General features: G+C 53.3%; 19 protein-coding genes and 7 pseudogenes. 16 read left to right on the top strand and 10 right to left on the bottom strand.

Features of this window, described 5'->3' with window-relative positions; genetic code table 11:
• The first annotated feature begins 251 nt into the window (after window positions 1–251).
• Window positions 252–1,973, top strand: a complete 1,722-nt coding sequence (locus HBO24_RS26315; RefSeq protein ID WP_170060633.1) for an ATP-binding protein — start codon at window positions 252–254, stop codon at window positions 1,971–1,973.
• Window positions 1,974–2,000: 27 nt separating this feature from the next.
• Window positions 2,001–2,801, top strand: coding sequence for an AAA family ATPase (locus HBO24_RS26310; protein WP_170060632.1), 801 nt, complete (start codon window positions 2,001–2,003; stop codon window positions 2,799–2,801).
• A 360-nt stretch (window positions 2,802–3,161) separates the two neighbouring features.
• On the opposite strand, the gene HBO24_RS26305 is transcribed toward HBO24_RS26310, so the two are convergent.
• Entirely contained in the window at window positions 3,162–4,067 is a 906-nt protein-coding gene (locus HBO24_RS26305; protein WP_057959809.1) for a hypothetical protein, read from the bottom strand.
• A 697-nt stretch (window positions 4,068–4,764) separates the two neighbouring features.
• Here HBO24_RS26305 and HBO24_RS26300 point away from each other — a divergent pair.
• Both HBO24_RS26300 and HBO24_RS26295 read left to right on the top strand, forming a co-directional pair.
• A pseudogene (locus HBO24_RS26300) lies at window positions 4,765–5,445 on the top strand (TIR domain-containing protein); the annotation flags it as partial.
• Window positions 5,446–5,659: 214 nt separating this feature from the next.
• Window positions 5,660–7,033: a transposase gene (locus HBO24_RS26295; protein ID WP_169961153.1), complete on the top strand. Its 1,374-nt coding sequence runs from the start codon at window positions 5,660–5,662 to the stop codon at window positions 7,031–7,033.
• A gap of 387 nt (window positions 7,034–7,420) precedes the next feature.
• On the opposite strand, the gene HBO24_RS26290 is transcribed toward HBO24_RS26295, so the two are convergent.
• The 3 genes from HBO24_RS26290 to HBO24_RS26280 form a co-directional block, all read right to left on the bottom strand.
• Complete coding sequence (locus HBO24_RS26290; RefSeq protein ID WP_057442021.1) at window positions 7,421–9,946, bottom strand: TonB-dependent receptor; 2,526 nt, start codon at window positions 9,944–9,946, stop codon at window positions 7,421–7,423.
• A 100-nt stretch (window positions 9,947–10,046) separates the two neighbouring features.
• Window positions 10,047–10,988: a FecR domain-containing protein gene (locus HBO24_RS26285; protein WP_057959805.1), complete on the bottom strand. Its 942-nt coding sequence runs from the start codon at window positions 10,986–10,988 to the stop codon at window positions 10,047–10,049.
• Window positions 10,985–11,470, bottom strand: coding sequence for a sigma-70 family RNA polymerase sigma factor (locus tag HBO24_RS26280; RefSeq protein WP_057959804.1), 486 nt, complete (start codon window positions 11,468–11,470; stop codon window positions 10,985–10,987). The genes HBO24_RS26285 and HBO24_RS26280 overlap by 4 nt, the downstream gene beginning before the upstream one ends.
• Window positions 11,471–12,417: 947 nt before the next feature.
• Here HBO24_RS26280 and HBO24_RS26275 point away from each other — a divergent pair.
• The 6 genes and pseudogenes from HBO24_RS26275 to HBO24_RS26250 all read left to right on the top strand — a co-directional run bounded on the left by HBO24_RS26275 (window position 12,418) and on the right by HBO24_RS26250 (window position 16,820).
• A complete protein-coding gene (locus HBO24_RS26275; RefSeq protein ID WP_233092163.1) occupies window positions 12,418–13,377 on the top strand; it encodes a hypothetical protein in 960 nt (319 codons plus the stop codon).
• A gap of 2 nt (window positions 13,378–13,379) precedes the next feature.
• Window positions 13,380–14,012, top strand: a complete 633-nt coding sequence (locus tag HBO24_RS26270; protein WP_170060630.1) for a DUF2997 domain-containing protein — start codon at window positions 13,380–13,382, stop codon at window positions 14,010–14,012.
• Complete coding sequence (locus HBO24_RS26265) at window positions 14,013–14,534, top strand: 4Fe-4S single cluster domain-containing protein (RefSeq protein WP_170060629.1); 522 nt, start codon at window positions 14,013–14,015, stop codon at window positions 14,532–14,534.
• A gap of 27 nt (window positions 14,535–14,561) precedes the next feature.
• Window positions 14,562–16,172 carry an AAA family ATPase gene (locus HBO24_RS26260; protein ID WP_170060628.1) on the top strand — a complete coding sequence of 537 codons (1,611 nt, stop codon included), beginning with the start codon at window positions 14,562–14,564 and terminating at the stop codon, window positions 16,170–16,172.
• A gap of 94 nt (window positions 16,173–16,266) precedes the next feature.
• Window positions 16,267–16,450, top strand: a pseudogene (locus HBO24_RS26255) (hypothetical protein); the annotation flags it as partial.
• A 70-nt stretch (window positions 16,451–16,520) separates the two neighbouring features.
• A complete protein-coding gene (locus HBO24_RS26250) occupies window positions 16,521–16,820 on the top strand; it encodes a hypothetical protein (protein ID WP_170060627.1) in 300 nt (99 codons plus the stop codon).
• Here the strand turns inward: HBO24_RS26250 and HBO24_RS29415 are convergent.
• The 3 genes and pseudogenes from HBO24_RS29415 to HBO24_RS26235 all read right to left on the bottom strand — a co-directional run bounded on the left by HBO24_RS29415 (window position 16,813) and on the right by HBO24_RS26235 (window position 18,945).
• A pseudogene (locus tag HBO24_RS29415) lies at window positions 16,813–17,085 on the bottom strand (DUF6124 family protein). The gene HBO24_RS26250 and the pseudogene HBO24_RS29415 overlap by 8 nt on opposite strands.
• 293 nt (window positions 17,086–17,378) lie before the next feature.
• Window positions 17,379–18,215 (bottom strand): MliC family protein, encoded by an 837-nt coding sequence (locus HBO24_RS26240; RefSeq protein WP_170060625.1) that lies wholly within the window; start codon window positions 18,213–18,215, stop codon window positions 17,379–17,381.
• Window positions 18,216–18,492: 277 nt separating this feature from the next.
• Window positions 18,493–18,945: a hypothetical protein gene (locus tag HBO24_RS26235; protein WP_262153219.1), complete on the bottom strand. Its 453-nt coding sequence runs from the start codon at window positions 18,943–18,945 to the stop codon at window positions 18,493–18,495.
• A gap of 499 nt (window positions 18,946–19,444) precedes the next feature.
• Here HBO24_RS26235 and HBO24_RS26230 point away from each other — a divergent pair, with 499 nt between their 5' ends.
• The 4 genes and pseudogenes from HBO24_RS26230 to HBO24_RS29740 form a co-directional block, all read left to right on the top strand.
• A complete protein-coding gene (locus tag HBO24_RS26230) occupies window positions 19,445–20,125 on the top strand; it encodes a hypothetical protein (RefSeq protein ID WP_115128048.1) in 681 nt (226 codons plus the stop codon).
• Window positions 20,122–20,646: a hypothetical protein gene (locus tag HBO24_RS26225; protein ID WP_170060623.1), complete on the top strand. Its 525-nt coding sequence runs from the start codon at window positions 20,122–20,124 to the stop codon at window positions 20,644–20,646. Before HBO24_RS26230 ends, HBO24_RS26225 begins: the two co-directional genes overlap by 4 nt.
• Window positions 20,643–21,197, top strand: coding sequence for a hypothetical protein (locus HBO24_RS26220; RefSeq protein WP_258558613.1), 555 nt, complete (start codon window positions 20,643–20,645; stop codon window positions 21,195–21,197). The genes HBO24_RS26225 and HBO24_RS26220 overlap by 4 nt, the downstream gene beginning before the upstream one ends.
• A gap of 213 nt (window positions 21,198–21,410) precedes the next feature.
• Window positions 21,411–21,623 (top strand): annotated as a pseudogene (locus HBO24_RS29740) (DNA polymerase V subunit UmuC); the annotation flags it as partial.
• On the opposite strand, the pseudogene HBO24_RS29855 reads toward HBO24_RS29740, so the two are convergent.
• Window positions 21,610–21,753, bottom strand: a pseudogene (locus HBO24_RS29855) (SRPBCC family protein); the annotation flags it as partial. The pseudogenes HBO24_RS29740 and HBO24_RS29855 sit on opposite strands and share 14 nt — an antisense overlap.
• 116 nt (window positions 21,754–21,869) lie before the next feature.
• A pseudogene (locus HBO24_RS26215) lies at window positions 21,870–23,864 on the bottom strand (methyl-accepting chemotaxis protein).
• A 448-nt stretch (window positions 23,865–24,312) separates the two neighbouring features.
• Here HBO24_RS26215 and HBO24_RS26210 point away from each other — a divergent pair.
• Together HBO24_RS26210 and HBO24_RS29735 are read left to right on the top strand one after the other, a co-directional pair.
• Window positions 24,313–24,741, top strand: a complete 429-nt coding sequence (locus tag HBO24_RS26210; RefSeq protein ID WP_170060622.1) for a hypothetical protein — start codon at window positions 24,313–24,315, stop codon at window positions 24,739–24,741.
• A gap of 270 nt (window positions 24,742–25,011) precedes the next feature.
• Window positions 25,012–25,140, top strand: a pseudogene (locus HBO24_RS29735) (IS5/IS1182 family transposase); the annotation flags it as partial.
• An 84-nt stretch (window positions 25,141–25,224) separates the two neighbouring features.
• Here HBO24_RS29735 and HBO24_RS26205 read toward each other — a convergent pair.
• Window positions 25,225–25,635, bottom strand: a complete 411-nt coding sequence (locus tag HBO24_RS26205; RefSeq protein WP_169961141.1) for an ASCH domain-containing protein — start codon at window positions 25,633–25,635, stop codon at window positions 25,225–25,227.
• Window positions 25,636–25,829 lie beyond the last annotated feature (194 nt).

Genomic DNA, 25,829 nt, shown 5'->3' with positions numbered 1-25,829 from the left:
TTCCGGCGTGAATCGTTGGGTGCTCATAAACTTCCTCCTATGCTCAAAGCATAGGCTGGAGATGTCTACGATGCCGGGGGCAGTCCAAGCATAGGCTGGAGATGTCTACGATGCCGGGGGCAGTCCAGTTATCTGTCGAGAACTCTCGCCCAAATGGGAGTCGGGTTTCATCAGGCCACTACACTGTGAGACATAGCGCTAATGGCAATGTGCTCTTATAGTGGCTGAGTCATCAGGAAAGGGACGTCAGAATGGCAGCGCATAGTGATGCAACAGGTTATCTTTTAGCTCACCGGGATTCGGTCAACGAAGCGTGGTTTCACGCGGTGTGTGAAGCCGCAATCAACTCAGACGGAGGCAACCTATCTCAAGATGAGCTTGAGCGCCTCTGGAGGTTGTTTTGCGGGCTGGAAACCTTTGCACCTGCGGCAGCTACTCCCCCAACGCTGAAGGCAAATGCTCGCGACGCAATCCAACCGTTTCATCTGGAGAGTCTGTCGGACTTCTCCGGGTTTAAAAAATTAGGCGGCACGCTAAGGTTGGATCTATCGAAGCGTATAACACTAGTGTTTGGTCGGAATGGTGCAGGGAAATCGAGCCTATGCCAGGCATTTAAAATCTTGGCAAATCCTGAGAAGCCGAAAGAGCCCCTGAATAATGTTCGTTCTTCTAGCAAGGTTCTTCCGTCCTTTAGCTATAAGCTGCGGGGCGGCTCTGTACAAAATTGGACAGAGCTGGACGGTTTTGGTGGCCAGGCTCAGGCTCTGAAATATTTTGACTCCGCAGTCGCATACAAACACGTCAATAGCTCTATCTCACCAGAAGCTGTCGTAGAGTTGAGTGCGTTTCGATTAGAGTGCTTCGATTACGCACGTGAGTATTTGAAGCAGTTTCAGGCTTACGGTGGATCTAAAATTGCTGAGTACCGGCAGGATGCCGATAGGAAGATTGCCGAAATTAAGCTGGGCGCTCATGCAGTTATAGATATAAATACTGGGGTTTTTAAGGATTGGAGTGCAATCAATTGCGGGCCTGTGCTTTCTTGGATAGGGACGGTGAGCTTTGGTGAAGAAAAGCGCCTGCAAAAGGCAGAAAAGCAGGTACGGCTTGAGCAGCTTAAGGGAGCGACGAGCGCGGAGGGGCAACAAGCCCTCACTCTGAAGAAAAGCCTGCTAGGCCAAGTAAAACAATCATTGGCAAATTTCGTTCAGCAGTGCGGAGGTTTTTCATACTCTACCTACAGTCAGATCCTGCTTTCAATCCAGCAAAAGCAGGCTGCAAGCATTGAGCTTGCAGGTGCTGTATTTTCCAAAGACCTGGATGTGGCAGGCCAGCAGAAGCTTCTCTCCGCAGCTGCTGCATTGCGGCCATTTATTCCTGCTGAAAACTGCCCGCTGTGCCGTCAGACACTAGAGAACGATGCAAAGGCACTCTTCCTGGCCTTCCATAATCACTTGATTTCAACGGTTCAAACGGAGCTATACGCCCTAAATACTAAACAGCAGGCTGAGCACTCCAAGAAAAGAATGATCGAGGGCTTCGCAGAGATAAATTACTCACAATATTCGAATGTGTTGAATGCCGATTTCTTGCGTGCAGCCTCGGATTTGATCACCTCAGTTAAAGCCTCATTGCAGGCATCTCTAATTGATCAGGCTGCGCTCGATGCTTACTCTCGTTACGCCGAGCTGAATGCTTATATCGAGGCGGTTAATACAGAGTACAACAACGCTGACTCTGCTTTGACGTTAGCGTCGAATGGGTTGCACGCGTTGAACGAGGAGATTTCAAAGCTCACAACAGAAATTGGTGTTCTGAGCATCGATGAAACCGCTTCTTCCGTGCGCCCTCAAATCGAGACGATTTGCCAAAATGCGATTTCCTTTGCTGGCATCGCCAATGTGGTGGAGTCCTATAACTTCACATCACGCCTGTCCGCGCTGACCGCACGAAAGAAGGAGGCGCACACATAGCTCGTTCTAGGTTCGTTTGTACCGTATTTGGATGGAGAGTATCGCCGTCTCTGTGGTGCCTCTCTTGAACAAATTGGTGTTCGCCTGGCCAACCAAGGAGCTGATGCGATAGTTCTTCCGAAAATCGGAGATGAGCTGGTGCATCGCGTGCTGAGTGAAGGCGAGCTTAAGGTCCACGCACTTGCCTTGTTCATGTGTGAGGCGAGCGTCGCACCGCACCAAGTCCTGATTCTGGATGATCCAGTCACTAGCTTTGACTACAACTATATCTCTAATTTTTGTGAGCGCCTGCGCGACTACGCGAAGGATAATCCACAGTCGCAACTGATCGTATTGACCCACAATTGGGACTTCTTTGCGAACCTCCAGAATACGTTAAATGGTTCAGGCCTGAGTGGCGCCTTCTCCGTGCAGGTGCTGGAAGACTGTGCGACGGTATCTGAGTACGTAGAGAAATGGGAGGAGCTATGTGGCCAAATCGATGGCTACATTGAGCCACAAGTGGAGATCAGTCCTGATGAAAAATCCAAGCTTTCTGCTCTGCTAAGACGCTTGGTCGAGAGGTTAACGAACTCCTACGTATTCAATGAGCAACGTCACCAGTACAAAATCAGAACGTTGCAGGTTTCCAACTTTAAGGACTTCGTGAAGTTGGTGCCATTGCTGCCGGCAGAGGCGGACAGGCTCAAGGATTTATACGCTAATCTGAGCCCGCTTGAGCATGATGATGTGCGCAACTATTACTCCACCAAATCCATCTATCAATTTGGCACCTGGTACGATGAGATTAAATCAATAAAGAATGCAGTTGAGGGACGGCGCACCTAACGCGCTATGCTCTTGGCAGATTGCAGTGTGGCCTTGTCTATTGGGCAGTCGCCCGAATCAGAAAGCTTGCGGCCAAAGGAATGAGTACCCAGAGCTAGCTGCACGGCTGTGCGGGCGACCTGAATTTGGCGTGCTGGGCGCCTGGGCATAGAAGTGATCAGATAATTGGCGGATGTCCGCTAATGGCCGACAGCTGCCGGTAATGAAGGGCAGAAATCGGCCAAAATCGGGATTTCAGTAAATAATTCCGCTCCCTTTTTCGCTAGACAATCTCCAGTCTCTCGAAGCTAATGTGGGTAGCCGGAATTGCCTCAGAGCTAATTTTCTAAACTTCCCTCAACGTATTCCCGCAGGTACAATTCAGGGCTGCGGGATATATACCTTCCCAATGCTATCAAATAAAAGAATAGTTCCAGCCTTAATCAATATATCATTAATTTTTACAGCCTCCGCAACTCTAAATTTCACGATAGCCATATCTTTAATGTAGAGCGTTGGATTATAACCGAGATACTGCCCATTGAGAGTGAGCCCGCCTGCAATCTTCCAAGACTCAGCATAAGACTCATCCGCACCAAATTGCGTTGTTAAAAATGAGTTAGCGGGCGCAATAACTACCTCCACTTTGCTTGGCCGGCCAACGCTATCAAGTGCTACAGGCAATGTCGCAACTATCTTTGGAACACCATTATTTCCACCCTGCACTCTGTAGACTCCAGCTTCTTTGTCAAAGTAGACCGTGACAGCGCCGGCTACAGTAAAGTCAAGAATCCTGTACGGCTCTCCTGTAGATATAAAGCTGATAGTACTACCATCCTCAGAAAAGCTCGCTACCAAGTCTTTAGGCAGGATCAGATTCTTGTCGCCTGGTGCTGCACCTGACAACACCTCTCCTGCGGAAACTTTTCCTGAAGCGAAAAAGGATATATCTGTATCAGCCTTGAATGGAATACCGCCGATCTTAATCTGTGTTTTGATCCTGCCATTCCAAACTTTTCCGTCCCCAAAAAGCCTTATCAACGACGCAGCCTTGTATGTAACACCATCAATTGTAGTGTCGCTTTTCAAATAACCAGATTTAAGCTTCCCACCATAATATATTGACACTTCTTTCGCAGCGTCAATTAGTATGCCGTTGTATTCTGCATCAACAGATATTTTTACCCCGTCAACGGCGGTCTGAGTCGGGATATCTTCCGCTTGAATTGTTGCCGAAAAAAAAGTTGCCACAAACAATGCAGTCAAGGTCACAAAGCTTTTATTCACTGAGCACTTCCTTATTTAAAATTAATTTTCTTATGCGTACACCATTAGAAAATGTATATGGCTATATTATTCTGCATAATTTTCCATGTCCGCCCTACACCAGCCTAGAATAGTAGAGTATCAAAAAGTAGGCGGATTATTTTTCAAACTCTCAAGGCTCACGTCTGGGCTAAAGACGTTAGGCACAATACGCAGCATTTGCCATGGGATCGTTCAGCCACGAACGTCAATGATCCAAGACCATGAGGCATTGAGCGTTTTTACACACTCTGGGCCGCTAGCCGACCTCGGCGATCGGACGCTTTGGGTCGATTGTCGCCCCTCGCGACAGGCATCAATCGGCCAAATGGAGACCGTCGATGGCGCTGCATCATCCTTACTAGCCTGGTCTCTCAGAGCTCCAAGGGTTGGAGGGGCCTGCGTAAACGAGAAGCGCACCTAGCGGTAGGTGTACTTCATAGAGCGCTTACGTTTATTCTTGGCCAGTTCAACATATAACAATGCGCTAAACTATCGCTCACTTCTCTCGCTAGACATCAGCGGTCAGCCTGAATCGAGTTTTTAAGGAAGTAATATGAGAAAACCTAGAATATTTATAGCTTCAGCGGTAGAAAGCTTGGATGTGGCTGATGCGTTCAACGTAAACTTAGATCATCAGGCGGAGGTAACGGTTTAGAAGCATGGGTTTAACCTCTCTCAGAATACCATTGACTCTCTAGTGAAAATGGCGGAGTCAGTGGACTTCGCAATTTTCATTTTTACACCAGATGATATTGCTCAAATCAGAGACCAACAAAAGCACATTGTCCGAGATAATGTGCTTTTTGAGCTTGGATTATTTGTTGGTACTTTAGGTAAAGAGCGATGTTTCATCGTTAAACCCCGAGACACCGAGCTACATTTTCCTACGGATCTTTTGGGTCTTACACCCGCAGATTACAATGGTGGAAGGTCTGATGGAAATTTAGAGGCAGCTGTAAATCATCCATGCGTACTAATTAAGAAGGAAGTGGCAAATTTAGGCTTGCTTTCACAGGATCTAAATATTCAAACAAAACCGCGCCTGAAGGCTGGATACAATTACAAACTTGGCGACGTTGAGCATCGTCTGTTGGCGAAAATTCTTGAAAGCTACGCTAGCTCGCCGGATGGTGTATCCGTATGGAGTACATTCAACGATCTGAAAGGAGTTGAGCAAGGGATACTGAGTTTAGCGGCGATTAAGCTAGAAAGGGTCGGGTTTCTAGATAAGAATATCGCTATAGATCACGAGTACAATGGTTCTGAATATTATGCGTTCTCAATAACTGCCGACGGGATAGATTACCTGTTGGAAAATGAGGAGTTGCTTCACAAAGCAAATAAAGGCAAGCTTTAGAGTTAAAGGTTATCCATAGTTTGAATAGGTCGCAGTTTAGTAGATGATTTTAAGTCACGCTTCTGGCTGGTAATCACCTCGCAGCTAAACGTCTGCTTTTGGCCGATTGCTGCCCGTGATGAGGGGCAGCAATCGGCCGATTCTGTTGAAAAAGTAGCTCCCCTGGCTGGCCTCCGGCAAAATCTCCGCATTGGCCAGCAGGGAAGCACGCAACATGATGGGACAGTTATCGAGTGGGCAGGAGCGACTGTTTTACTCGTTCAACCTTGAAGATCACATCCCAGCCACTCACCTTCTACGCAACATTGATCGGTGTCTTGATCTGAGCGACCTGCGCCATTACCTCGCCGATTTCTATAGCCCGATTGGGCGTCCGTCGATTGATCCTGAACTGATGATCCGCATGCTGATCGTCGGCTACTGCTATGGCATCCGCTCCGAACGGCGGTTGTGCGAAGAGGCCCATTTGAACCTGGCGTATCGCTGGTTCTGCCGATTGAGCCTTGAAGATGAAGTCCCCAACCACTCGACCTTTTCCAAAAATCGACACGGCCGTTTTCGGGACAGTGATCTGTTTCGCTGGTTGTTCAATGAAGTGCTGCGTCGCTGCATGGACGCTGGTCTGGTCAAGGGCGAAGGTTTTGCCGTGGACGCCAGCATTATCAAAGCGGATGCGAGTCGGCAGCGCGGCGCACCGGGTGGTGAACCGGTCAACTGGAGCGATCCGGTTCTGAGGACCCGCGCCGTGCGTGAGTACCTTGAGGCACTTGATGAAGAGGCTTTGGCCGAAACGCTGCCGAAGCGCCTGTCGCTGACGGATCCTCAAGCCCGCTGGACCGCTGCTCCAGGAGGCCCAGCTTTCTACGCTTACTCCACGAATTATCTGATCGATACAGAGCACGGCGTGATCATGGATGTGGAACCCACACCGGCTCATCGAACCGCAGAAGTCGAGAGCACCAAGACGATGATCGAACGGGTCGAAGCGCAGTTCGACATCAAGCCGGAGCGCCTCATTGGCGATACTGCTTACGGTACAGCGCCGATGCTGGCCTGGATGGTGGAGGAAAAAGACATCGAGCCGCATGTGCCGGTGTGGGACAAAACCGAGCGCAAGAACGACAGTTTTTCGAGCAACGATTTCCACTGGAATGAAGAGGCTGAGGAATACCGCTGCCCGGCCGGCAACCCATTGCGCAGCGAATGGCGAGCCTTCAAGAATGAGCGTTCACACGTCACCAAAGCCAACACCATTATCTTCCGATCCCGGCAGACCGACTGCGCTACGTGTCCGATGAAAGCCAAGTGCTGCCCGAACACCGCGTTCCGCAAGATCGCTCGCAGCGTCCATGAAGCCGCTCGCGATGTGGCTCGGCGCATTGCAGCAACGCCGGTATATCAGCGCTCTCGCCACGAACGTAAAAAGGTCGAAATGTTGTTTGCCCACCTCAAGCGCATCCTGAAATTGGATCGCCTGCGGCTACGTGGCATGAGTGGCGCGACGGATGAATTCACGCTGGCCGCTGCGGTGCAGAACCTGCGACGGCTGGCCAAATTTTCATCTCAAGGGCCACCAGTCACGGGATAGGTGCGCCTGCACCAAGCAAAAAACCTCAAATTAACCCAATAACAGAGCAGCAAAGGTCACCGAAGGGCCGAAAAACCACTCAATGTGGTGAGTAGGTTCTCCGGTGGTGGTCGTGCCTGAGTTCAGGCGATCTGAAAATCCGACTTTTTCAACAGAATCGGCCAAAAGCCGCCGATCGGGTCAGGCGGCTTATGACCCGCTTCCGTCATTCAGAACAGGCTAATTGGCAAAAGTCAGACAATTGAACGCGTCGATGAAATAAGGGGCGATTCAAAAGTGTTTTCGGCGTGGCCTCAAGCGCTTGAGCTAAATTTTCCCAGGCCTGAACGTACTCGTCGTACCCCCGGCGCCTTGGCCCAGGGGGTAAGCGTACTACCGAGAAACCGCCTAGAAGCTGTATTTCACATTGAACATCACGTTGCGCGGCGCCCCCCAGAACACTGTGCCGTAATTGCCAATACCACTGTAGTAGTGCTTGTCGAACAGATTGTTGACGTTGAGAGTCGCCTTCAGGTCGCGGGTGACATCATAGCCGCCAACCAGCCCCACCAGTGCGTAAGACTTCTGCTCGAATTTGGCGGTGGGGTCTTTGATCTCGTACCAATCCTCGTCGCTTGGCTTAAAGAACGTCGAACTCTGCCAGTAGGCATTGCCGCCCACGGTGAATTTGTGCCAATCGCCCTGCAAGCGGTAGTTGGTTGCCATCTTGAGCAGGTGCTGCGGCTGGTTGGTGGCCACGCGCCGGTCATCCGCGTTATGGGACTCGGCAAAGGTGTAGCCTGCCATCACCTGCAGGTCATTCATCAGTTCGCCGTTCACCTCCAGCTCGACGCCGCGAGTCGTGACGCCTTTCTCTGCTCGATAGGCACTGCTACCACTCGGTGTGCTACCGCCGGTGGGTACGGCGAAGTTGTCCTGCTTGAGCTCGAACAGCGCCATGCTGGCATTTAGGCGGTTGTCGAAGTAGGCGCCCTTGATGCCGACCTCATGACTTTCGCCGGAGAGTGGGTCGATAGGTTTACCGTCCGGGCCGAGGCTGTAGGCCTGCGGTTTGAAGATGTCGGTGTAGCTGGCGTAGGCCGTGTGGTAGGCGTCCAGATCGTAGGTGATGCCGGCATAAGGCACGACTTCGCTGGAGTTGGTGGCGCTGGCCGGAAGGCGGCGACCGATGGCGTTGATCGTGTCGATGTCCCATTTGTAGTCGACGATACGGGCGCCCAGGATCACTGCCAGCGCGTCGGTCGGTTTAAGGATGGTGGCCGCGAACCCGACTTTCTGCCGTGCTTCGATATTGAAGGTCGACCACCATTCGAAGTCCCTCGGTGTATCGCCATAGCCATCCCATTGGAATACATCGTTGATGATGCCATTGGTAACCCCGTCGTGGCGCTTGGACGTGGATTCGGTATGGGCGATGCTGTAGCCGAATACGGCTTCGTGCATGCGACCACCCAGCGAAAACGGGCCGCGGGCATACAGGTCCAGGCCTTTTTCCTTGCTGGTAGTGTTGAACTTGCTCGCGGTGCCGCTGTTGTTCACATAGCCGCTGGCGCGGTCGACGTTGCCGGCGATGAAGCCGTGGGAGATGCTTGCGTCGGCCTGAATGGCCTCACTGCTGATGCCCGAGATCAGCTCCCTCGAACGGTAGTCGCGGCTGCTGGCGACCCCCTTGAGGACCCAGTCGTTGTCGAAGCTGTGGGCCAACTCCACGAAAGTGCGCTGGGTTTCCTGATTGCGCCAGGTCCAGCGATCGGCAGCGTTGGTGTCACGATCGAACTTGGCCCTGCGGCCATCCATAAAGAACGCGGGCAGGGCACCGGTGGTGCTGCCGTTGTCATAGTTTTTCTGTACGTCATGGCCGAGTGTGAGCAGGGTTTTCTCGCTCAAGTCGGCTTCCAGCACACCGTAGAAGGTATTTTGTTCGCCGGTCAGGTAATCGACATAACTGCGCTGCGACTGCGTACCCGCGACCATGCGGCCACGGATATTGCCGCTGTCGGTCAACGGCCCGGCGAAGTCAAAATCGGCCTGGTATTTATCCCAGGAGCCTGCGCCGACACTGATATGGCCCTGCGCCTCGGCAGTCGGGCGCTTGCGCACCAGGTTGATGACCCCCGAAGGATTGCCGGAGCCGTTGACCAGGCCGGTCGCACCCTTGAGCACTTCGACTCGGTCATAGATCAGGCTGTTGCCGATACTGTAGTTGTCGCGCAATGAGCCGCCGTCCGAGGACAGGCTGGGCACGCCATCGAACTGGAAGTTATCCAGCTTGAAACCGCGCGAATAGAAAGTGAAGGCCTCGGAGCTTTCCTGGTTGACGGTGATGCCAGGGGTTTGCTTCAGGACATCGGAAACACTTTGCAGGTTCTGGTCGTCCATCTGCTGGCGTGTCACTACGCTGATTGACTGTGGAGTCTTGCGCAGGCTCAGGTCCAGGCGTGTGGCGGCGGCAGTTGCGCCGGTGGTGTAGGAACCACTGCCTTCTGTGGTGACGCTCAAGCTTTGGCCGGTGATGCTGGTTGCATCCAGTTGCAGCGCTGAACCGGCCTGCGCCTGAGGCGCAAGCACCCAATTGTTACCCACCAGCAGAGCTTCCAGCCCGCTACCAGCCAGCAGTTGGGCAAACCCCTGCTCGGTGCTGAAGCGACCTTTTAGCCCGCGACTCTGTTGTCCCTGGGTCAGCGTCGCATCAAACGACAGCAGCACCCCGGCCTCGCGGGCGAAGCGGTTCAAGGTTGCTACCAACGGCCCCGGGGGAATGTCGTAAACGCGGCTGACCTGTTCGGCATGGGCCTGGGCATCCGTTGACAGCAGCGGGGCCAGCATCCCGACCTGCAGCGCTATGGCGCTGCCAAGCAGCAGGGGGGTGAGGTGTTTTCGGCGCGCGTGTGGGTAGATTGTCGCTCTAGACATGACAGCTCCTTAAAATGCCTGTTTGGGCGGTTTTCAGAAGAGCTCGTACGAGAGTGGCCAATCCAACAATGCAACTGAGAATTTTTTTCATTCGTTTTGTTTAAGCGGCCGGGGTGAGCCTGACCCAATAGCGCGTCCAGGTATTGACCTTCAGCTTTAGCGCCCCGGCGATTGCCACCAGTGCGCGGTCGGTGTCATCCAACGGGTACACCCCGGCGAGACGCAGCTGCGCCACATCGTCACTACAGCTCAACACGCCCGGGCGGTAACGCTGGAGTTCGGCCAGAGCGCGGCGCAGCGGCCAGCCGTCCAACACCAACTGACCTTCGCGCCACTCAGTGCTAGCAAGGTCAGCCGCACGGGGCTCGGATAGCGGCCCGCTGTTGAAGGTCAGGGCCATGCCAGCATCGACCCGCACTTCGTGTTCGCTTGCGGCGTTGTGCACCGCGACAGCGTGTTCGATGACGATCAGCTCTGTGCGGTCTGCATGCAGGCGCACGTTGAAGCGGGTACCGAGGGCGCGCATTCGGCCATGCACCGTGTGCACGCGCAACGGGCGTGGGTCGCTAGCGGTGTAAACGGCAATCTCTCCCTCGACCAGTTCTATCAGCCGCTGGTCTGCGCTGTAGCGGATATCGACGGCAGAATCTGTATTGAGCGTCAGCCGCGTACCGTCCTCCAAGGTCAGGCTGCGGCGTTCGCCCTTGACGGTGCGCACGTCGGCCAACCAAACCGGCGAGTGGCGATAACCCGTCCAGACAGCCCCTGAAACGCCAAGACCCAGCACCAGGCCCTTGAGTAGCGTACGCCGCCCCAGTTCCCCATGGCCTGCGACAAGGGTGTGCCGTGCCAGCGGACCGGGAACACCGGCAAGATCTGCTTGCAACCGCTCAAGGCGCTCCCACGCCCAACTGTGCAACGGCGACTGATCGAGCCAGACCTGCCACTGCCTGCGGTTATCCGCACAGTCACGCGCCGCGTGGAGGCGCGCATGCCATTGCGCCGCCTCGCGCAGGGCTTTGCGTTGATCGGAAGGATTCATAGTTGCGCATCGAAAGCGAACAGCAGGCACCGCTCTGTCGCCTTGGCCATGTACTTGGTCACCGAGCTGACGGACACCCCGAGGCGCTGCGCGACCTCAGGGTAGCTCAGGCCATCGAGCTGTACGTACAGGAAGGTATCTCGCACTTTCTGGCCCAGGCCGTCGAGCATGGCATCCAGTTGCATCAGGGTTTCCAGCATCAGTAGGCGCTGTTCGGGGGAGCACTCCTCGAGGAGCGGCTGGCTGCCCAGAAACTCAAGGTAGGCCTGCTCCAGGTTGCGTCGGCGCAATTGGTCGATCATCACCCTTCGGGCCACCGTGGCCAGGAAGCTGCGCGGCTCTCTCAATGGCTGGCGCAGTGCGCTGCTGATCAGGCGCAAGAACGTGTCCTGGGTGATATCCGCGGCACGATCTGCATCACCTAGGCGCCGACGAATCCAGCCCTGAAGCCATTGGCTGTGGTCGCGATAGAGCGCGTGCATATCATCCTGGGGGGAGGATTCGGGAGACTGAGGGTAGGACACCTAGATCTTCCTAGTTACAAGATGCGGATAAGAATTGATCTTAATTATAAGCAGGCGAGGAAGGTTTGCAATGCAGTAGAAGGTGCCGATTTAAGTACGCGGATAGGTGGCGGACGCTGCCATGCCCTCGGTATTGCTTCATCGTCCTGCATAGGGAAGGGGTGCCCGCATCGTTTCTGCCCTGGCTCGGTTAGGTACTGGGTGACGCCATCCACGCCTGAAAGAGTGTGTAGTGGTCTCATGAATCCGATCAGCACCATGGCCGCCAGTCAGGCTCACCCAAGCTCTTCGACCTGGGTCCAGTGATCCTTCGTCTGCGCCTGCTTCTGTTTCAGGCGATCTGGGCGACGGTGCACCAGGTAAGGGAGCAGGTCTGAGTTCGGCATCGGTGTCCCTCCTTGGAGTGAACAGCGTAGCAGTTGGGTTGCTTGGTGGTGGGTTGTGTTCGGTCGGCAGGACGCTAGGGGAGGGGCAAATCAGTTCCCAAATAAAGAAGATAGACCGCATTCTACGCGGTCTCCAGAGGGGATTTTTTGTGCTGGTTTCGGAAGTAAATATCTCTACAGGTCACAGCCCGCTTACGTTTCCAGATCGGATTGCAAATCGGCCTACGCCGGTTCGATTCCGACCTCGGTCTCCATTCTTGAAAGCCCCGTAGATTAACGTCTACGGAGTTTTTTATTGCCTGAAATTCGGGACCGTTTCTGCGACCCGCACTGATTTGCTATCTCTAGTTAGGAGGTTTTCTTCAGGTCTGGAAGCATCTTAGGAGGCGTGATAAACCAAAGATCATCATGTAGCATAGACCAAAGAGTAGTTCTACAGTCATCCTCACACTACGCGCTTCTGCACCGACTCTAGAAGGTTTATGAATGATAAAAACTATCCCGATGTGGAAAATGCTGATGATCACCAAAGGTAAGGCGGCGGGATTTGCAGTACTGGCCTCCTTACCTGCTTTCATCGTTATAGGTGCTTGGATGTTTCTCGAAGGGTTGCAAAATGGGCAAAATCGCCAAGCTGTAATGGGGCTTATCTGTCTGGTTTTTTTTGGTGTGTGTGCCTTACTATTTGCACCTTCAAAAAAGTATATTCCCGGCAAAACATTTCGAGGTTATAGAAATAAAAAGCTCAGTACAAAGGCAGCTATAAAATACGGTTACGGAATCATTGCTTTTGTTGTCGTGGCTTTTGTAGTCCTAGCATCAAAAGACGTGCTGAGTGCAATATGCTATGGGGTTGGCGGTGCCTTTAGTCTTTATACTTTGTCAAAAAGCTTAAAATTTCACGCAGATGTCGATTATTCAGCAAATGAATATTTAGCGAGTGCTTTGGGGATTCCTGTCGGGGAGAAAGTTTTAGTCAGCTACCAGGATTTTGATGCTGACGGGTTTCAAGTGGGTAGCAATGCTTTTGCCGCAACAGCGACAAAATTAATTGTGGCGTCGTTTGATGGATATTGTTGGAGCAAGCTGTCGCGGGACCTTAATCAAGTCTCGCGCATTGGTATCATCGGTGACGAAAATAAAAATTACTTTGTTAAACTACAATTCAATGATGGATTTGATGCGTTGTTGCGCATTGGCCTATATGAAAAGCTAACATCAAATCCCATTCTAGTAATCAGAAGGCTATTGGAAGCGATTGATACAAGTCTTCTTTGTGGTAGTGGCGCATCACAAGCTGTACAAAGACGTCGGGTGGTTGCCAACCCTGAAACTTCAACTGAGGTCAAAAAAAATGTTGCATCTGAGGCTACGCTTGCATCCGTGGCACCTATGCGCAATATTGAGGTTGTCTCTGACGTATTAGTTGCTATACAGAACGCTGAAGAAATTGTTCCCGGTCGCAGGTTGGAGCTTTAACAATGTCTCATTGTACAAAGTTTGAATTTTCTTATGTTAATGAAGAGGCCATTGCCAAAGCTTTCGGTAAAATGGGCATTAACCCAACGACTGATCTGGTTTCCGTATTTGCCAGCGACTTCAGTAAAAAGGTGTTGGGCAAAATAGGTTATATGGGCAAGCAGCAATTTAGAGCTATTTGTGGCCAAACGGCTGATAAATTCAATTTATTTGTTTGCCAAGTTGAAGAGGGCTCTTACAAGCTTCTCATTGAGCGGGGAGTGATTTCGGCCGACGATGAAGCGATAATGGCTAACCTGGCTTTAAACTTTCAGAAAGCGTATATCAGCGTAGCCATCGATGAAACCATCAAACGCATAGACGCATCAGGTGTCCCAGCAAGAGTGAAAGAAACTTTTCAAGGATTCGAGATTGAATTTGGATCTAACTACGAATACGGTATTCATGTCACCTTTACGGGCAATGAGATTACGGAGGAAGTGTATGGCGTGAAAGGTGATATTTGTACAAAGCTTACTGAAGAGCTCGAATCTCTACTTTCTAGCCCAACTACGGAACTTTTGACTGAGTGGAAGCCGGAGTATACCGTCGTCCATGAAGAACAAACCCTTCAAATTCTCAGCGCGAATTTATAAATGGAAATAAATGTACACCATATGGAGTTGAGCAGCGTTAACGGCCCTGGGTTGCGCTTGACATTATGGGTGCAAGGCTGTGCGCTGAATTGTAAGGGGTGCTTCAATCAGGGAACCCATGCTCGCGAAGCGAGTACGTTGATGTCTATTCATGAGTTGGCACAGAAGATAAATGCACTGGACATCGCTGGCGTCACCCTCTCTGGGGGGGAGCCCCTCGACCAAGCGCCAGCCTTGGAGCAATTAATACATGCCGTCAATGGTGAGAAAAACTGGATACTTTATACAGGCTATACGCCAAAAGAGATATTCCAGAATGAGGCCATGATCCGAGTAGTTAAAGCCGTTGACATGACGTTGGCTGGTCGGTATCGGCATAACGCGAAACATCCCTATCAGCACAAGCAGATTATCAAAGCTAGCGACAGGGTCGATGTTGACTTTTTCCGTATTGGAAGAGTTGTCGAGTTTGTTGTTTCAAGTTCTGGTGTTACCAAAACTGGTCTTCCGATGCATGTATAACTCAGTTCAAGAATAGGGATAATAGGCATGAATCGTACCAAGCAAATAACAGATTACCTCAAGGCGCGTTATGCGATTTTGGTCATTGAAACTTTCGAGGAGGAACGTGCACTCAGTGAAATTTCTGAAATCGCTAAGACTCTTAGCCATCGGTTGTTCGTTTGGAACTCGACGGTAGGTGTCCAGATAAATGGCGTCGTTTCTGGGGATAAAACCTTTGATTTGAAAATGGCTTTGGACTTTTGCGAAGAAAAGGCGAAGGAGGAGGGCAGCAAAAATATTTTTGTTTTTTGTGATGCTCATAACTACCTTACCTCAAGCTCAAATCCTGTCTATCGGCGTCGACTTCGAGATTTAGCCATAAATATTCGCTCACGCGGATATCGAAGCAATTGCATTATCGTGGCACCCAGCTTTGAAGTTGCCAACGATCTTCAAAAGGAAATCACGTTGATTGATTTTCCTTTGCCATCAAGAGATGAGGTTAAGGATCAGATAAATAGCTTTGTTAATTCATGGCAAGGAAATAGTAGCGTTAAGATTGATCTTTCTGCCGAAACCAAAGAGAAACTCATTGATGCTGCATTGGGCCTCACGGGGTTGGAAATTGACAATAGCTTATCTCGCTCATTGGTATCCAGTCTGAGTGTAAATGAAAATACTGTAAAAGATTTGCTTTCCGAAAAAAAACAAATCATACGAAAAACAGGTATCTTGGAATACATTGACTCAAAGGTGAGTCTTGAAGATGTTGGAGGCCTGGCAACTCTTAAGAAATGGCTCCACTTGCGTAGCCAGTGTTTTGGGCAGAATGCTCAGGAATTCGGTGTTGGAACTCCGAAGGGTTTGCTCTTAACTGGCGTTCCCGGTTGCGGTAAGTCTTTAACAGCGAAATGCGTATCGTCGTCATGGAATATGCCCTTATTACGTTTGGACATGGGGAAAATTTTCCAAGGGGTGGTTGGTTCTTCAGAGTCCAATATTCGTTCCGCACTACGCACTGCCGAAGCTGTTTCGCCCTGCATCCTATGGATCGATGAAATTGAAAAAGGACTTTCCGGTTCTTCCGGAGGGGCATCTGATGGTGGAACGGCTACACGCGTATTCGGCACACTGTTAACTTGGATGCAGGAAAAGACGGCGCCTGTTTTTGTGTTTGCTACCGCTAACAACATCAACAGCTTACCTCCGGAGTTATTGAGAAAGGGGCGATTCGACGAAATATTTTTTGTTGATTTTCCGTCGACATTAGAAAGAAAGAAGATTCTTGAAATACATTTGAAAAAATTGAAACGTGACCCAGAAAAATTTGATTTGGATCGATTGTCTGCTTTGGGGGGCGAGTCGAATTTTGGGAAAGACGTTGTGCTATCTGGTGCTGAAATCGAAGCTTGGGTTGGAGACTCCCTGATTGAAGCGTTCTCGCGGCGGATAAATGGCTCTGATGATCTAAGCGATCTGAGTATGGTTGACTTTGAAACTACTATTTCGCGTTTAGTACCCATGAGCAAAATGCGTAAGGATGAGTTTATAAAACTTCGTGATTGGGCGAATCAAAATGCAATTAGCGCGTCGGCTATCATTGCTGGTCAGAATGATATGGAAACTCAGATCGGCGGCAGAAAAATTGATTTTTAATATGCGGTGATTTTTCGGTTAGTGTGGCGTTGTTACAAGTAGAGACTGATGCTCGGGCTAGTAAAATGACTGCACGAGCAAGCCTTAACCGGCCAAGCAGCTCGACGCCATCACTGGCGCTTGCTCTCATAAAGAGCTCAATCGTGCAGTCAGCAAGGCTGAGGGGGGTTGTATTGGCACTTGAATCGACCAAAGCCATCAGAAGCCAGATCGCTGAGCCGTTGTATGTGGCGTATGATGACGCCGCCAGCAATCGGGCGGGTGAGTTGAAGGGATAGGCGTTTCTCGGCACGGCCCCGCGCGGCTATCGATAGACTGGACGCCTCAATTTTTCAGGATGAAATGATCATGTTCAAAGCTACCCTCGCTTCCTTGCTGTTGACCTGTACTTTTTGCGCTCACGCCGGTACGACGGTCGATGTGTCGAAGATTTACGGCAAGATCCAGTTCGTGGACAGCTATCCCGACTACAAGGTGAAGGTGGTGAGTCACTACCCCGACCTTAAGGTAAAGAAGGTTGTTTCCTGGCCGGACTCTGTCGGCAAATGGCAAACCGTCGACAGCTACCCCGACTACAAGATCCAGATTGTCGATTCCTATCCGGACTTCACTATTGAATATGTGGAGAGCTGGCCTGGGGTCAATTGATAGCGGCGAGCCGTTGCAGGTGTTCTGAGACGGCTTGCCGGGCGGGTTGGCCAGGGCAGGGCGTTTCACGGTCGAGCAATTTGGCGGTGAGGAGTACGCCCAGTTCGCTCAGTTGATGGGGCGCCAGGGCGATGTCGCGGTGTTTGCCGTTCAGGTCTTCGTACAGGTCGTGCAGCAGGGTGCTGACTGAGGTGAAGGTTTCTTAACTGTCGGTGCTGACGTTGGGGGCGACGGTGAAGAGGTTTGAGTCCGTAACGTTGTACATGTCTGAGATCAAATAAATGGTTATCGTCTCCGTCCGGAAGGACACCGGAGGAGGGACGGGTCAGTTCCGCAATTAGATTATGGTCCCCGGCTTCAAAAGCTTTCAGATAGCATGCAAATAATATTTTGCGGAATCGAATTGTCTTTAACTGTTTGAAATAAAACGTTTTTACCGTGGATTGCAACTCCGCCTATTTACACACTCTGGACCGTTTGAATCCGTTCACGAACGCCACCTCCGGCCACTTACTAGCCTTCGCCAAAATGCAATTACCCAGCTGACTGGGTCGTTGTTCAAAGCTTTCTTTTGCAATGTAATTCGGGCGCCCCGTATCCCCAAGTAATTACAGTTTCGGCCTGATGTTCCCAAAGTGTTTCATTGCGTCCAAGGTACTTTACGCCACTGTCACTTGGCTGCTGGTACATGAGCGATACGTTGTCGCCACGCTCGGCGATTAATGTCGGCGGATCGGTTTTAAAGAACATGACAGCAACCTCGCTGGCAGGGTTGCCTTCGCATTCGTAATAGACAGGCCCGGTTCCCGGTACCAATCGGTACCGTGCTTGCAACTCGGCGATGCGGCGCTGGTACTCCATGCGCACGCATGCACCGACGTCATCACTCTTCCAGCAGTCGTCGCGACCCTTTATCCATCCACGTTGTTCTGCTTTAAGCTGGGGTGGGTGCTCGTTTCCGGCCTTGATTCTCGCGCTGGCATATACTTCCGACAGATTGCGATCGAGCGCGGATAACACCTTGTCCTCACATATCATCGCTTCGATAGCACCAGGCTTCACCTTGGCGCAATCGTAAGAAGGGCCAAGTGTCACATTGACTATCGACGATTTCCCCGTACTGCCCCCGGTCGCCTGCTTCCCATTGATATGCTGATCAATGTATTGGCACCACTGATCGGAACTTCGTTCAGGGACATCTGCCCCATCGCGAACCCCTAATTTGAATTCGATCACCGATTTCCATTCATCGGAGCCTATATCCGGCCCATGCCCTTGTCCGTCAGTTGTATGCAGTATCTTATCGATCGATTGATACCATGGGTAAGTGCACACCGATTGAGCCTGAGCAACGCCTGCGGCGCCAACCAACAACAAAACCAGATATTTGCTCATGCGTGCTCCCTTTTGATTTAAGCAGTTGCCAGGCACCGACCTAAGCCTGATTCATGCCTCCAACGTTCGGGTAATCATATCCGATTTAGTTGAAGTCCTAGGGCCGTTCTTGGCCGGCATGTCTTGCCGTGAAGGGTCGATAGCAGGCCTTGTAGAGCAGCTGCTTTGGGCCGTTTGCAGTCTCTCGCTAAGGGCAACATTCAGTCGGAAGCTGTTCTCTGCCACGTAGCTTCCGATCACCGACCAACTCAGTTTGTGACGGTGATCGTCGCAATCGTTATTCCTTCTCCAGCTTTGCAATACCTTTCAGCGGGTAGATCACTTCATGGGTATCCAGATTTCGAATCTCGGATTCGATAGTAATGGTCGAGACCTGACGCCCAGAAGGCCCATTGATGTCGTCGCGAGTGGTGAAGTCCACGACATATCGCTGGCCTGCACGGAACTCCACATCGCGCGCACCGAAGCCGCACTTCGCGCCACCGGTACCCAAGGCATTCATCGAGACCCAACACCAGCTCAACGAGTGCTTGCCCGGGGTCAAGCGCAGTGCCTGCTTGCCGGAAACGTCGAGGATCGAGCGCCGCCCGGCGCCCTCTAGCAGTTGGTCGTCCACATGCGTGGCCAGCAACAGTCGATGGAATTTTATTCCCAACCCGCGAAAGTGGGTGGTGGCGAAGTACACCACCGGTGCATTGGCCGTGTTATTGGACAGGTCATATGGCGTCATCAAGTCCGGCACCCAATCGCCTTGGTAATCCTTGTAGTGGTAGTTGGAACAAGCGGTTGTAAGACAGGTAATCAGCAGAACAGCCGGGAGTTTGAGATACGACAGAAATGACGACGAGCACATTATTCTTCCTTGTTTAACGAGTTGATTAGGATAGCGCATCGCGATGCCAGCAAGTACTTGAGCGGATTAGCAAACTCATCGCCCATCAGCAGGAAAAAGGGGGCAGATTTATTTTTAGTGCTCTAATTTTCTAGCGAATAGGAGTTTGAAGGTTGGAAAATAAATCTGTCCCCTTTTGCGCCTGTGACGCACGGAACCTAGGTGGCCCTTGTTGAAGGGCTGACTGAGATTGAGTCAAAACACGGGACATCGCCATGACTGACTCTAGCCTCATGCCTTGCCACGCTTTATCATCCCCCCAAAGCCCGCAGGTATCGCCTCTACCGCTCGACTCACCTCCGGCAACCAATGGATCTTTCCCCCCCAAGGACCTTTCATGCGTGGTTTCTTCCGTGCATTCGCACATCTATTACCCATTGCCCTGCTCACAGGCTGTGCCGCCAAATCCCCCGTCGTGGTCAGCGAGCCCTTGCAACCGACCGCGGGTGGCCCGGTCGCGTACCTTGTCGGCAGCATCGGCCCTCTGGGCCGCGACAACGCCTACACCAACCAGCGCATCCTCTTACGCCAGCGCGGCTCGCAATACGGCGCGGCAGCCTGGTGGGGCCATGCCGAGGTGGCGCATACACCAAAGGACATCGAAGCGGTGCACGGCAGCGACAAGCAGGCGCTTCCCGGCGAAGCTAGCATCTTCGTCATGCCGCTCAAGCCCGGAGCCTACGAATTCTATGACTTCCAGTTCTTCTGGAACGGCTCCAACGGCGGCTTCCGCAGCATCCAGGCGCGTGAGCAGTTCCTCGTGCCCATGGAACTGGAGGCGGGCAAGGCCTATTACATCGGCGAGTTCCGCTCGCGCTGCCTCGGGGTTTCAGCCTGCCTGTTCTTCCATGACGACCAGCAGCCTCGGGATGAAGTGATCGCGCGGCGCTACACCCCCGGGCTACCGAGCCTGCAGCCGCTGAACCTGAACATGGCGCCGGCATTTCCCTTCGTCATGCCCATGCCGCAGGCCCGTACAGCGGGCAATGTGACAAGCAACAAGGAACCCCAGCAATGAAGAAGACCCTGCTCCTTACCGCAAGCCTGCTGCTGGCCGGCTGCGCGGGCACCCAGACCCTGCCCGACCCACAAATCAAGACGGGCGAGGATTACCTGCCGCCGATCACCGTGATGGTTGATTCGCTGGAGCACAGCTCCAAGCTGCGCAATTACCTGCGTGAAAGCGGCGTGTTCAGCAAGGTCGATACCGGCACCGCTGGAGAAGGGGAAACCCAGGTGATGGTCAAGCTGGATGCCCAGCGCAAGGTTGCACCTATGCCTCTGGTATTCCTCAGCGCCGCCACCCTTTTCCTGTTGCCAATACAGAACGACATGGACACCAAGGCCGACTTCACTGTGATGCGCGATGGCAAGGTGCTGAACCGTTATCACTATGAAAACTACATGGCCAAGTATTCCTGGCTGCTCGACCTCGGCATTCCCGAGCGCGAGGAAAACATCCGTCGGGTCGCCCGCGCCTTCGCCCGTGACATGCAGGCGACGGGCCTGGCGGGCAAACCGCTGGAGGCACAACGGTGAACAACCTGTTCAAGGTGGGGCTGGGTGTGGCCGGGTTGTTATTGCTGGGCGGTTGCAATCCATCGATGAAACCATTGGGCTACCACGCGGAAAAGCCTTATGTGCCGATGAGCCTGATGGTGATGCCGGAGGGCTACACGCGTTTCGACGTCAAAGAACGTGACGAACTGACCGTGGCAGTGAAGTCGTCTGGCGCGTTCTCCTTCGTCGACCACGGGTTCGCGCGCAAGGGCTACGGCCTGGTCATCAACCAGCCGCCGGGCAAAGGCGCCGGGGTGCTGGTGGCGCTCAACGCGTTGACGCTGCTGACGTTCCCGATGCCCTACAGCTATGTGCACAACCTTACCGGCAAAGTCTACAAGGACGGTGAGCTACTGCGCACCTTCACCTACAAGCGCGAAGGTATGAGCGTGGCCGCCTGGTACGTGCCCACACCTAACACCGAGAATCAGCGGCAGATGCTCACCGACCTGATGCGGGACCTGGAGGCCAGCGCGCTGATTCCCCATGTCGGCGATGAAGGGCTGGCTGCGCTTGATAACCCTGAGTAGAAGGGGTGTGGCATCAAACGAACTGGTTCCAGTAGCGCGCAGGGTGAGGTTTGGCACCACTGGATTAACAGGGTTTTACTCGATTGTGCTTGAGCGTACCGCCTGACAATGCCAAGAGGCTCATGTGTCGGAGCGCGGGTTTGCTGAGCAATGAGCCCATCTGCAAGCGCCTGTACAAGCGTGGTAAAGAGGTGATCCTCCTTTCGAAAACCCCAGGTACCCGGCATGGCACTGAGCAACGATGATGGCTGTGTCATTGCCCGCAGTTACGATGCCAAGCCCTTTATCAAAACGGGCGAGCCATATCTCCAGATCCAGCACACGCTCAAGCCGCACGGCATCGTCCAGAACTATGCAGTGTACGGCGACATGAGTGAGCGGGTGATGAGCCTGATCGAGGCGATGGTGCCGTGCCGACCGGCAGTGAACCGGTGGTGCCAGTGTCGGCACTCACGGAGGAGGGGGGCCACTCGTGCCAACGGTCGGGTTGGGTCACGTAGTCGTAGACGACTTCGATGAGGGCTTGGATAAAGCGTTCCTGCCTGATCCGCTCCAACGGACAGAATGCCCAGCAGCATGCGTGACACACCGCCTATGTGGCGAGATCCCGCACTGGGAGCTGCCAGAATCGTCCCACTCCCGTGGTTTGCACGGGAGTGTTTCACTCATTTATCAGCGCACCTTGAAACGGCTCATCAACGTAATCACCCGGCCATTGGCATCCAGCAGGCTTTGCGTATTGGTTTCAGTGGCATGGCCACTTTCCACCAGCTCTTCGACCATATGTCGGATCTGCACCATGCTGCGGTTTATCTCTTCGGTCACCGCACTTTGCTACTCGGCGGCGGTGGCGATCTGGGTGCTGAGGTTGTTGATATGGCTGACCGAACCGGCCATTTCGTCCAGCCCAGTGTTGACGCGTGCCGTGGCATCCGCCGCTGACTGGCAGCTGGCCTGGGTGTTTTCCATTGCCGTCACCGACGAACTCACGCCAGTGGTCAGGCGCGCCAACATCTCGTTGATCTGCGAGGTGCTGGCCTGGGTGCGTGCGGCCAACGCCCGGACTTCGTCGGCGACCACCGCAAACCCACGGCCTTGCTCGCCAGCGCGCGCCGCTTCAATGGCCGCGTTGAGTGCCAACAGGTTGGTCTGGCCGGCAATCGCGCCGATCACGCCGAGGGTTTCGGTGATACGTGCGGCGTCCTGGCGCATGTTTTCCACGGTGTGGGTGGCGCTGGCCACTTCGCCGATCAGCGCGCTGACGCTGGTCGAGGCTTCGCCCACCACCACGCGGGAGCGGTCGGCGTGTTCGTTGGCGCGCTGGGTGAACGAGGCGGTTTCAGCGGCGTTTTGCGCGACGGTGTCGGCGGTGGAGCTCATTTCGGTGATGGCCGTGACCGTCTGATCGGTTTCCGAGGCGTGCCGCACCAGAATCCGGTTGGTCTGCGCCGAGGTCTGCTGCAATTGCTCAAGCCCCGAGGCCATGGCGCCCGTGGCCTGGGTCACTTCGCCGATCATGTTCTGCAGGTAGATGATAAAGCGGTTTACCGAGTGGCCGATGGCGCCCATTTCATCCTCAGCACGGATGGTGATGCGCTTGGTCAGGTCGGCATCTCCGGCAGACAGCGAGTCGATATTGGTGCGCAGCGACTTCATGCGTTGCACCAGATTGCGAATCGCATAGAACGCCAGCAGCACCAGCAGCAGTACCATCGGGATTTGCAGCAGCGCCAGGCTGCCGAGCACATCGTCACGCTGGGCGGTGATCAGCGAGGTGGGCAGGGCAGTGGCGAGGAACCACGGGGTGCCCTCGATTGGGCGCATGTAAAAGGTGCTGGCCACCCCCTGGTTGTCGAATTCACCGCGCTGCAGGGCCTGGTCGCGATGGGCAAGGGCCTTGCTGACCTGGGCGGCAAACGCCGAGGTGCCGTTCAGTTCGCTGATGTTCTTGAGCACCACCGGGCTGCTGATGCGCGTGCTGTTGCTGATGATCTTGCCGTCGCCTTCGACGATCAGCATCTGGCCGCCGATGTCTTTTTCCTTGCTGGCCACCAGCTCATTGAAAAAACCCAGGGTCACGTCGATGGTGGCGACGCCGTAGGCCGCACCGTCCCGCTGGATGGCCATGGCGCAGTTGGTGCGCGGCTCCTGGCTGGCGTCGTCCTTGTAGGCGGCGGCCCAGGCGCATTGGCCACGGGGCGAGGCGAGGCCGCCTTTGTACCAGCTCTGGTCGTAATAATTGGGTGCGGCGTCGCTGTTCCAGAACGTATTCACCGCCAGCTTGCCCGAGGCATCGCGGTGCCAGAACGTGCTGTGCTTGTTGCGCCCCGGCGTGCGCTGGTTGGGCAGCGGCCAGATACCGCCGCCGAAGACTTTCAGCTCGCCATACTGATCCACCAGGCCGGGCAGCACCTTGTCGATGGCGTCACTGTCGAGCAGCGGGATGGTTTGGGTGATGCTGCGTTGCTGGGCTTGAACCTTGTTGAGTTCGCCCTGGATCTGCACAGCTACCTCGGCGATGCGGTTGAGCACCACCTGTTCTTCAGTGTGTTTTAACGTGGGGGCGACCAATTGGCCGATGCCGACGACGGTTAGTACCGATAACACCAGGACGAACAGCACCAGGAACAGGGTGTAGCGGGTCTGGATGGAGCGCAGTGTGGGCATGGAGGTCGTCCTTACGAAGCGTTTATTATCGACGCGGCTTTATTAGAGCTTCGTCGGGCTATCGGCTTGGCAAGGAAGAGCTTTAGGTACGACGGTGCTGAGTTAATCGGCTTGACCGTGACCTTGCGCGCATCAGCTGCGAGGTTACCCATTGGAGGGTGGCTTAATCGCCGGTTTTACCTCCGTGAAGGCCGAGCCTTGGGTGCGGTCGAAATGATCATTGGCACCTGTAAAAATGCAGTCCGTGGTCTTGTTTTTCCTGAGGGTGTCGTTAGCGTCGCTGGTACTGCGGAAGGCATGCTGTACCGCACGCGTACCCATGTGAAACGGCCAACTTATCCAAGATGCTTGTGTGGGTACATGCACGATACTTAATAACGTTGAGCATCATAAAGGGACGGTCGATATGAAGGGAAGTTTTACGTCAGGTCTATGGGTGGCATGTTTCGTGAGCAGTGTTACGGCGCAGGCAGATGAACTACCGCGTAGCGAGCAGATAAAAGCATTCCACGCTGCTGGATTTAACCAAGAGACGTCGGAGTGTGAAATTCAGGAAACTGGTAGCTACAGGCTGGTAACCATGGAATTGGTTGAGGACCTGAACGGTGACGGCCGACCGGATGCGTTGATTACCGAAGGCAGCACTTACTGTTATGGGCAAGCAGGTACTGGATTTTATCTGGTAAGTCAGCAGCCTGACGGCCACTGGAAACTCATGCTCAAAGAAAGCGGTGTCGCTGAGTTTCTCGCTAGCAAAGGCAGTAATGGTTGGCCTGATGTTGAGGTCGGTGGCCCGGGCCTGTGTTTTCCAGTGCTGCGTTACGACGGGCAAAGTTATCGAGTTCACCATAGTGTTGGTGAACGGTGTGCTGACTAGCTGTAAAAGTCCGATGGCCCAAAGGCCAAACGAAGGCCGGTCAGCCGAGGACTACGGTGGCTGCTTTTGAGTCTGGCGCGCGGTGTTCCAGGTCGCTATCGGTGTTAAGCATAATGTCTGAGACGTTATGGTCGCTATGCCGTCGGAATCGAGGCATTTAGCGCTGGGATAATAGCGAAGTCTCGGCGCTGAATTTAGCCATAACGTCCATTATGCGAGGCGCTCTTGCACCGAGAAACAGATGCCTTTCGCCGATGCCGAGTACGCCGGCAAACGTATGTGTGCGGCGATGCGGGTTGTACCGGTGAGGAGAAGCGTGCCGAGCATCAGAACCGCGCGATGATGTGGGCGATCGCCGCGCGTCCTAGCAGCTATAGAAGGCGCGGAAAAAAGAGCTTGATCGGGCTGTATGCGACGCAAGATTGAATACGGCAAAGCGCTGGCATGACCGGAAAAGGATAGTTGTTTAGGGGAGCTTATCTTTTAGAGTACTTCCACTAACTCAAATTCTTCCGCAACAAGCTCCATAGCCTCGTCGAACGAACCCTCTCTTTGAAAAAAATCTTTATGACCTTGCATCCAGTACCTTAGGCTGAGATCCCCTTCACCTTCCTTCCTCGCAAAATCTTGATCTACGTCGCAGTAACGAATTATACGCATCGAAATAACCCTGATCACACATACAGGGCCGCCCTTGCTGTTAAGAATGATGCTGTAGCCGCCAATAGCGGGTGCTGCATCTTCATGTTTGAACGATGAGAGCGAGCTACAACTGGCTGTTTTTATTCCTTTAGCGACAAGTTCAGCCAGTTCATCTGCCATTTCTGGCGTGTCTCCAAATGACCATGCGATGGCTCCCGGGTACCTGATCTTTAAATCATCAATTCTGCTCATAATTCAATCCACTTAAATCCTGTTGTTGGCTATAGCGCTAGCACCCATTAGATCGTCACGGTCGAGGCCTATGCATAAAGCCGGGCTCACATGCTTGTTTGTGCCAGGCTACGTCAATAATGAATCGCGGCATTGTAGTGTTTAAGGGGGCGACGTCAGCGCTTGGCCGGTTGCCGCCTGTCCTGAGGGCCGCA

It is taken from the genome of Pseudomonas sp. WS 5410 (assembly GCF_012985645.1).
Classification (GTDB): domain Bacteria; phylum Pseudomonadota; class Gammaproteobacteria; order Pseudomonadales; family Pseudomonadaceae; genus Aquipseudomonas; species Aquipseudomonas shahriarae.
This window is presented reverse-complemented; position numbering and strand designations above follow the sequence as displayed.

Coding starts and splice junctions, on each gene's coding strand:
- HBO24_RS26315 (WP_170060633.1), top strand. CDS start 252: ATGGCAGCGCATAGTGATGCAACAGGTTATCTTTTAGCTCACCGGGAT.
- HBO24_RS26295 (WP_169961153.1), top strand. CDS start 5,660: ATGATGGGACAGTTATCGAGTGGGCAGGAGCGACTGTTTTACTCGTTC.
- HBO24_RS26290 (WP_057442021.1), bottom strand. CDS start 9,946: ATGTCTAGAGCGACAATCTACCCACACGCGCGCCGAAAACACCTCACC.
- HBO24_RS26285 (WP_057959805.1), bottom strand. CDS start 10,988: ATGAATCCTTCCGATCAACGCAAAGCCCTGCGCGAGGCGGCGCAATGG.
- HBO24_RS26280 (WP_057959804.1), bottom strand. CDS start 11,470: ATGCACGCGCTCTATCGCGACCACAGCCAATGGCTTCAGGGCTGGATT.
- HBO24_RS26275 (WP_233092163.1), top strand. CDS start 12,418: ATGATCACCAAAGGTAAGGCGGCGGGATTTGCAGTACTGGCCTCCTTA.
- HBO24_RS26270 (WP_170060630.1), top strand. CDS start 13,380: ATGTCTCATTGTACAAAGTTTGAATTTTCTTATGTTAATGAAGAGGCC.
- HBO24_RS26265 (WP_170060629.1), top strand. CDS start 14,013: ATGGAAATAAATGTACACCATATGGAGTTGAGCAGCGTTAACGGCCCT.
- HBO24_RS26260 (WP_170060628.1), top strand. CDS start 14,562: ATGAATCGTACCAAGCAAATAACAGATTACCTCAAGGCGCGTTATGCG.
- HBO24_RS26250 (WP_170060627.1), top strand. CDS start 16,521: ATGTTCAAAGCTACCCTCGCTTCCTTGCTGTTGACCTGTACTTTTTGC.
- HBO24_RS26240 (WP_170060625.1), bottom strand. CDS start 18,215: ATGAGCAAATATCTGGTTTTGTTGTTGGTTGGCGCCGCAGGCGTTGCT.
- HBO24_RS26235 (WP_262153219.1), bottom strand. CDS start 18,945: ATGACGCCATATGACCTGTCCAATAACACGGCCAATGCACCGGTGGTG.
- HBO24_RS26230 (WP_115128048.1), top strand. CDS start 19,445: ATGCGTGGTTTCTTCCGTGCATTCGCACATCTATTACCCATTGCCCTG.
- HBO24_RS26225 (WP_170060623.1), top strand. CDS start 20,122: ATGAAGAAGACCCTGCTCCTTACCGCAAGCCTGCTGCTGGCCGGCTGC.
- HBO24_RS26205 (WP_169961141.1), bottom strand. CDS start 25,635: ATGAGCAGAATTGATGATTTAAAGATCAGGTACCCGGGAGCCATCGCA.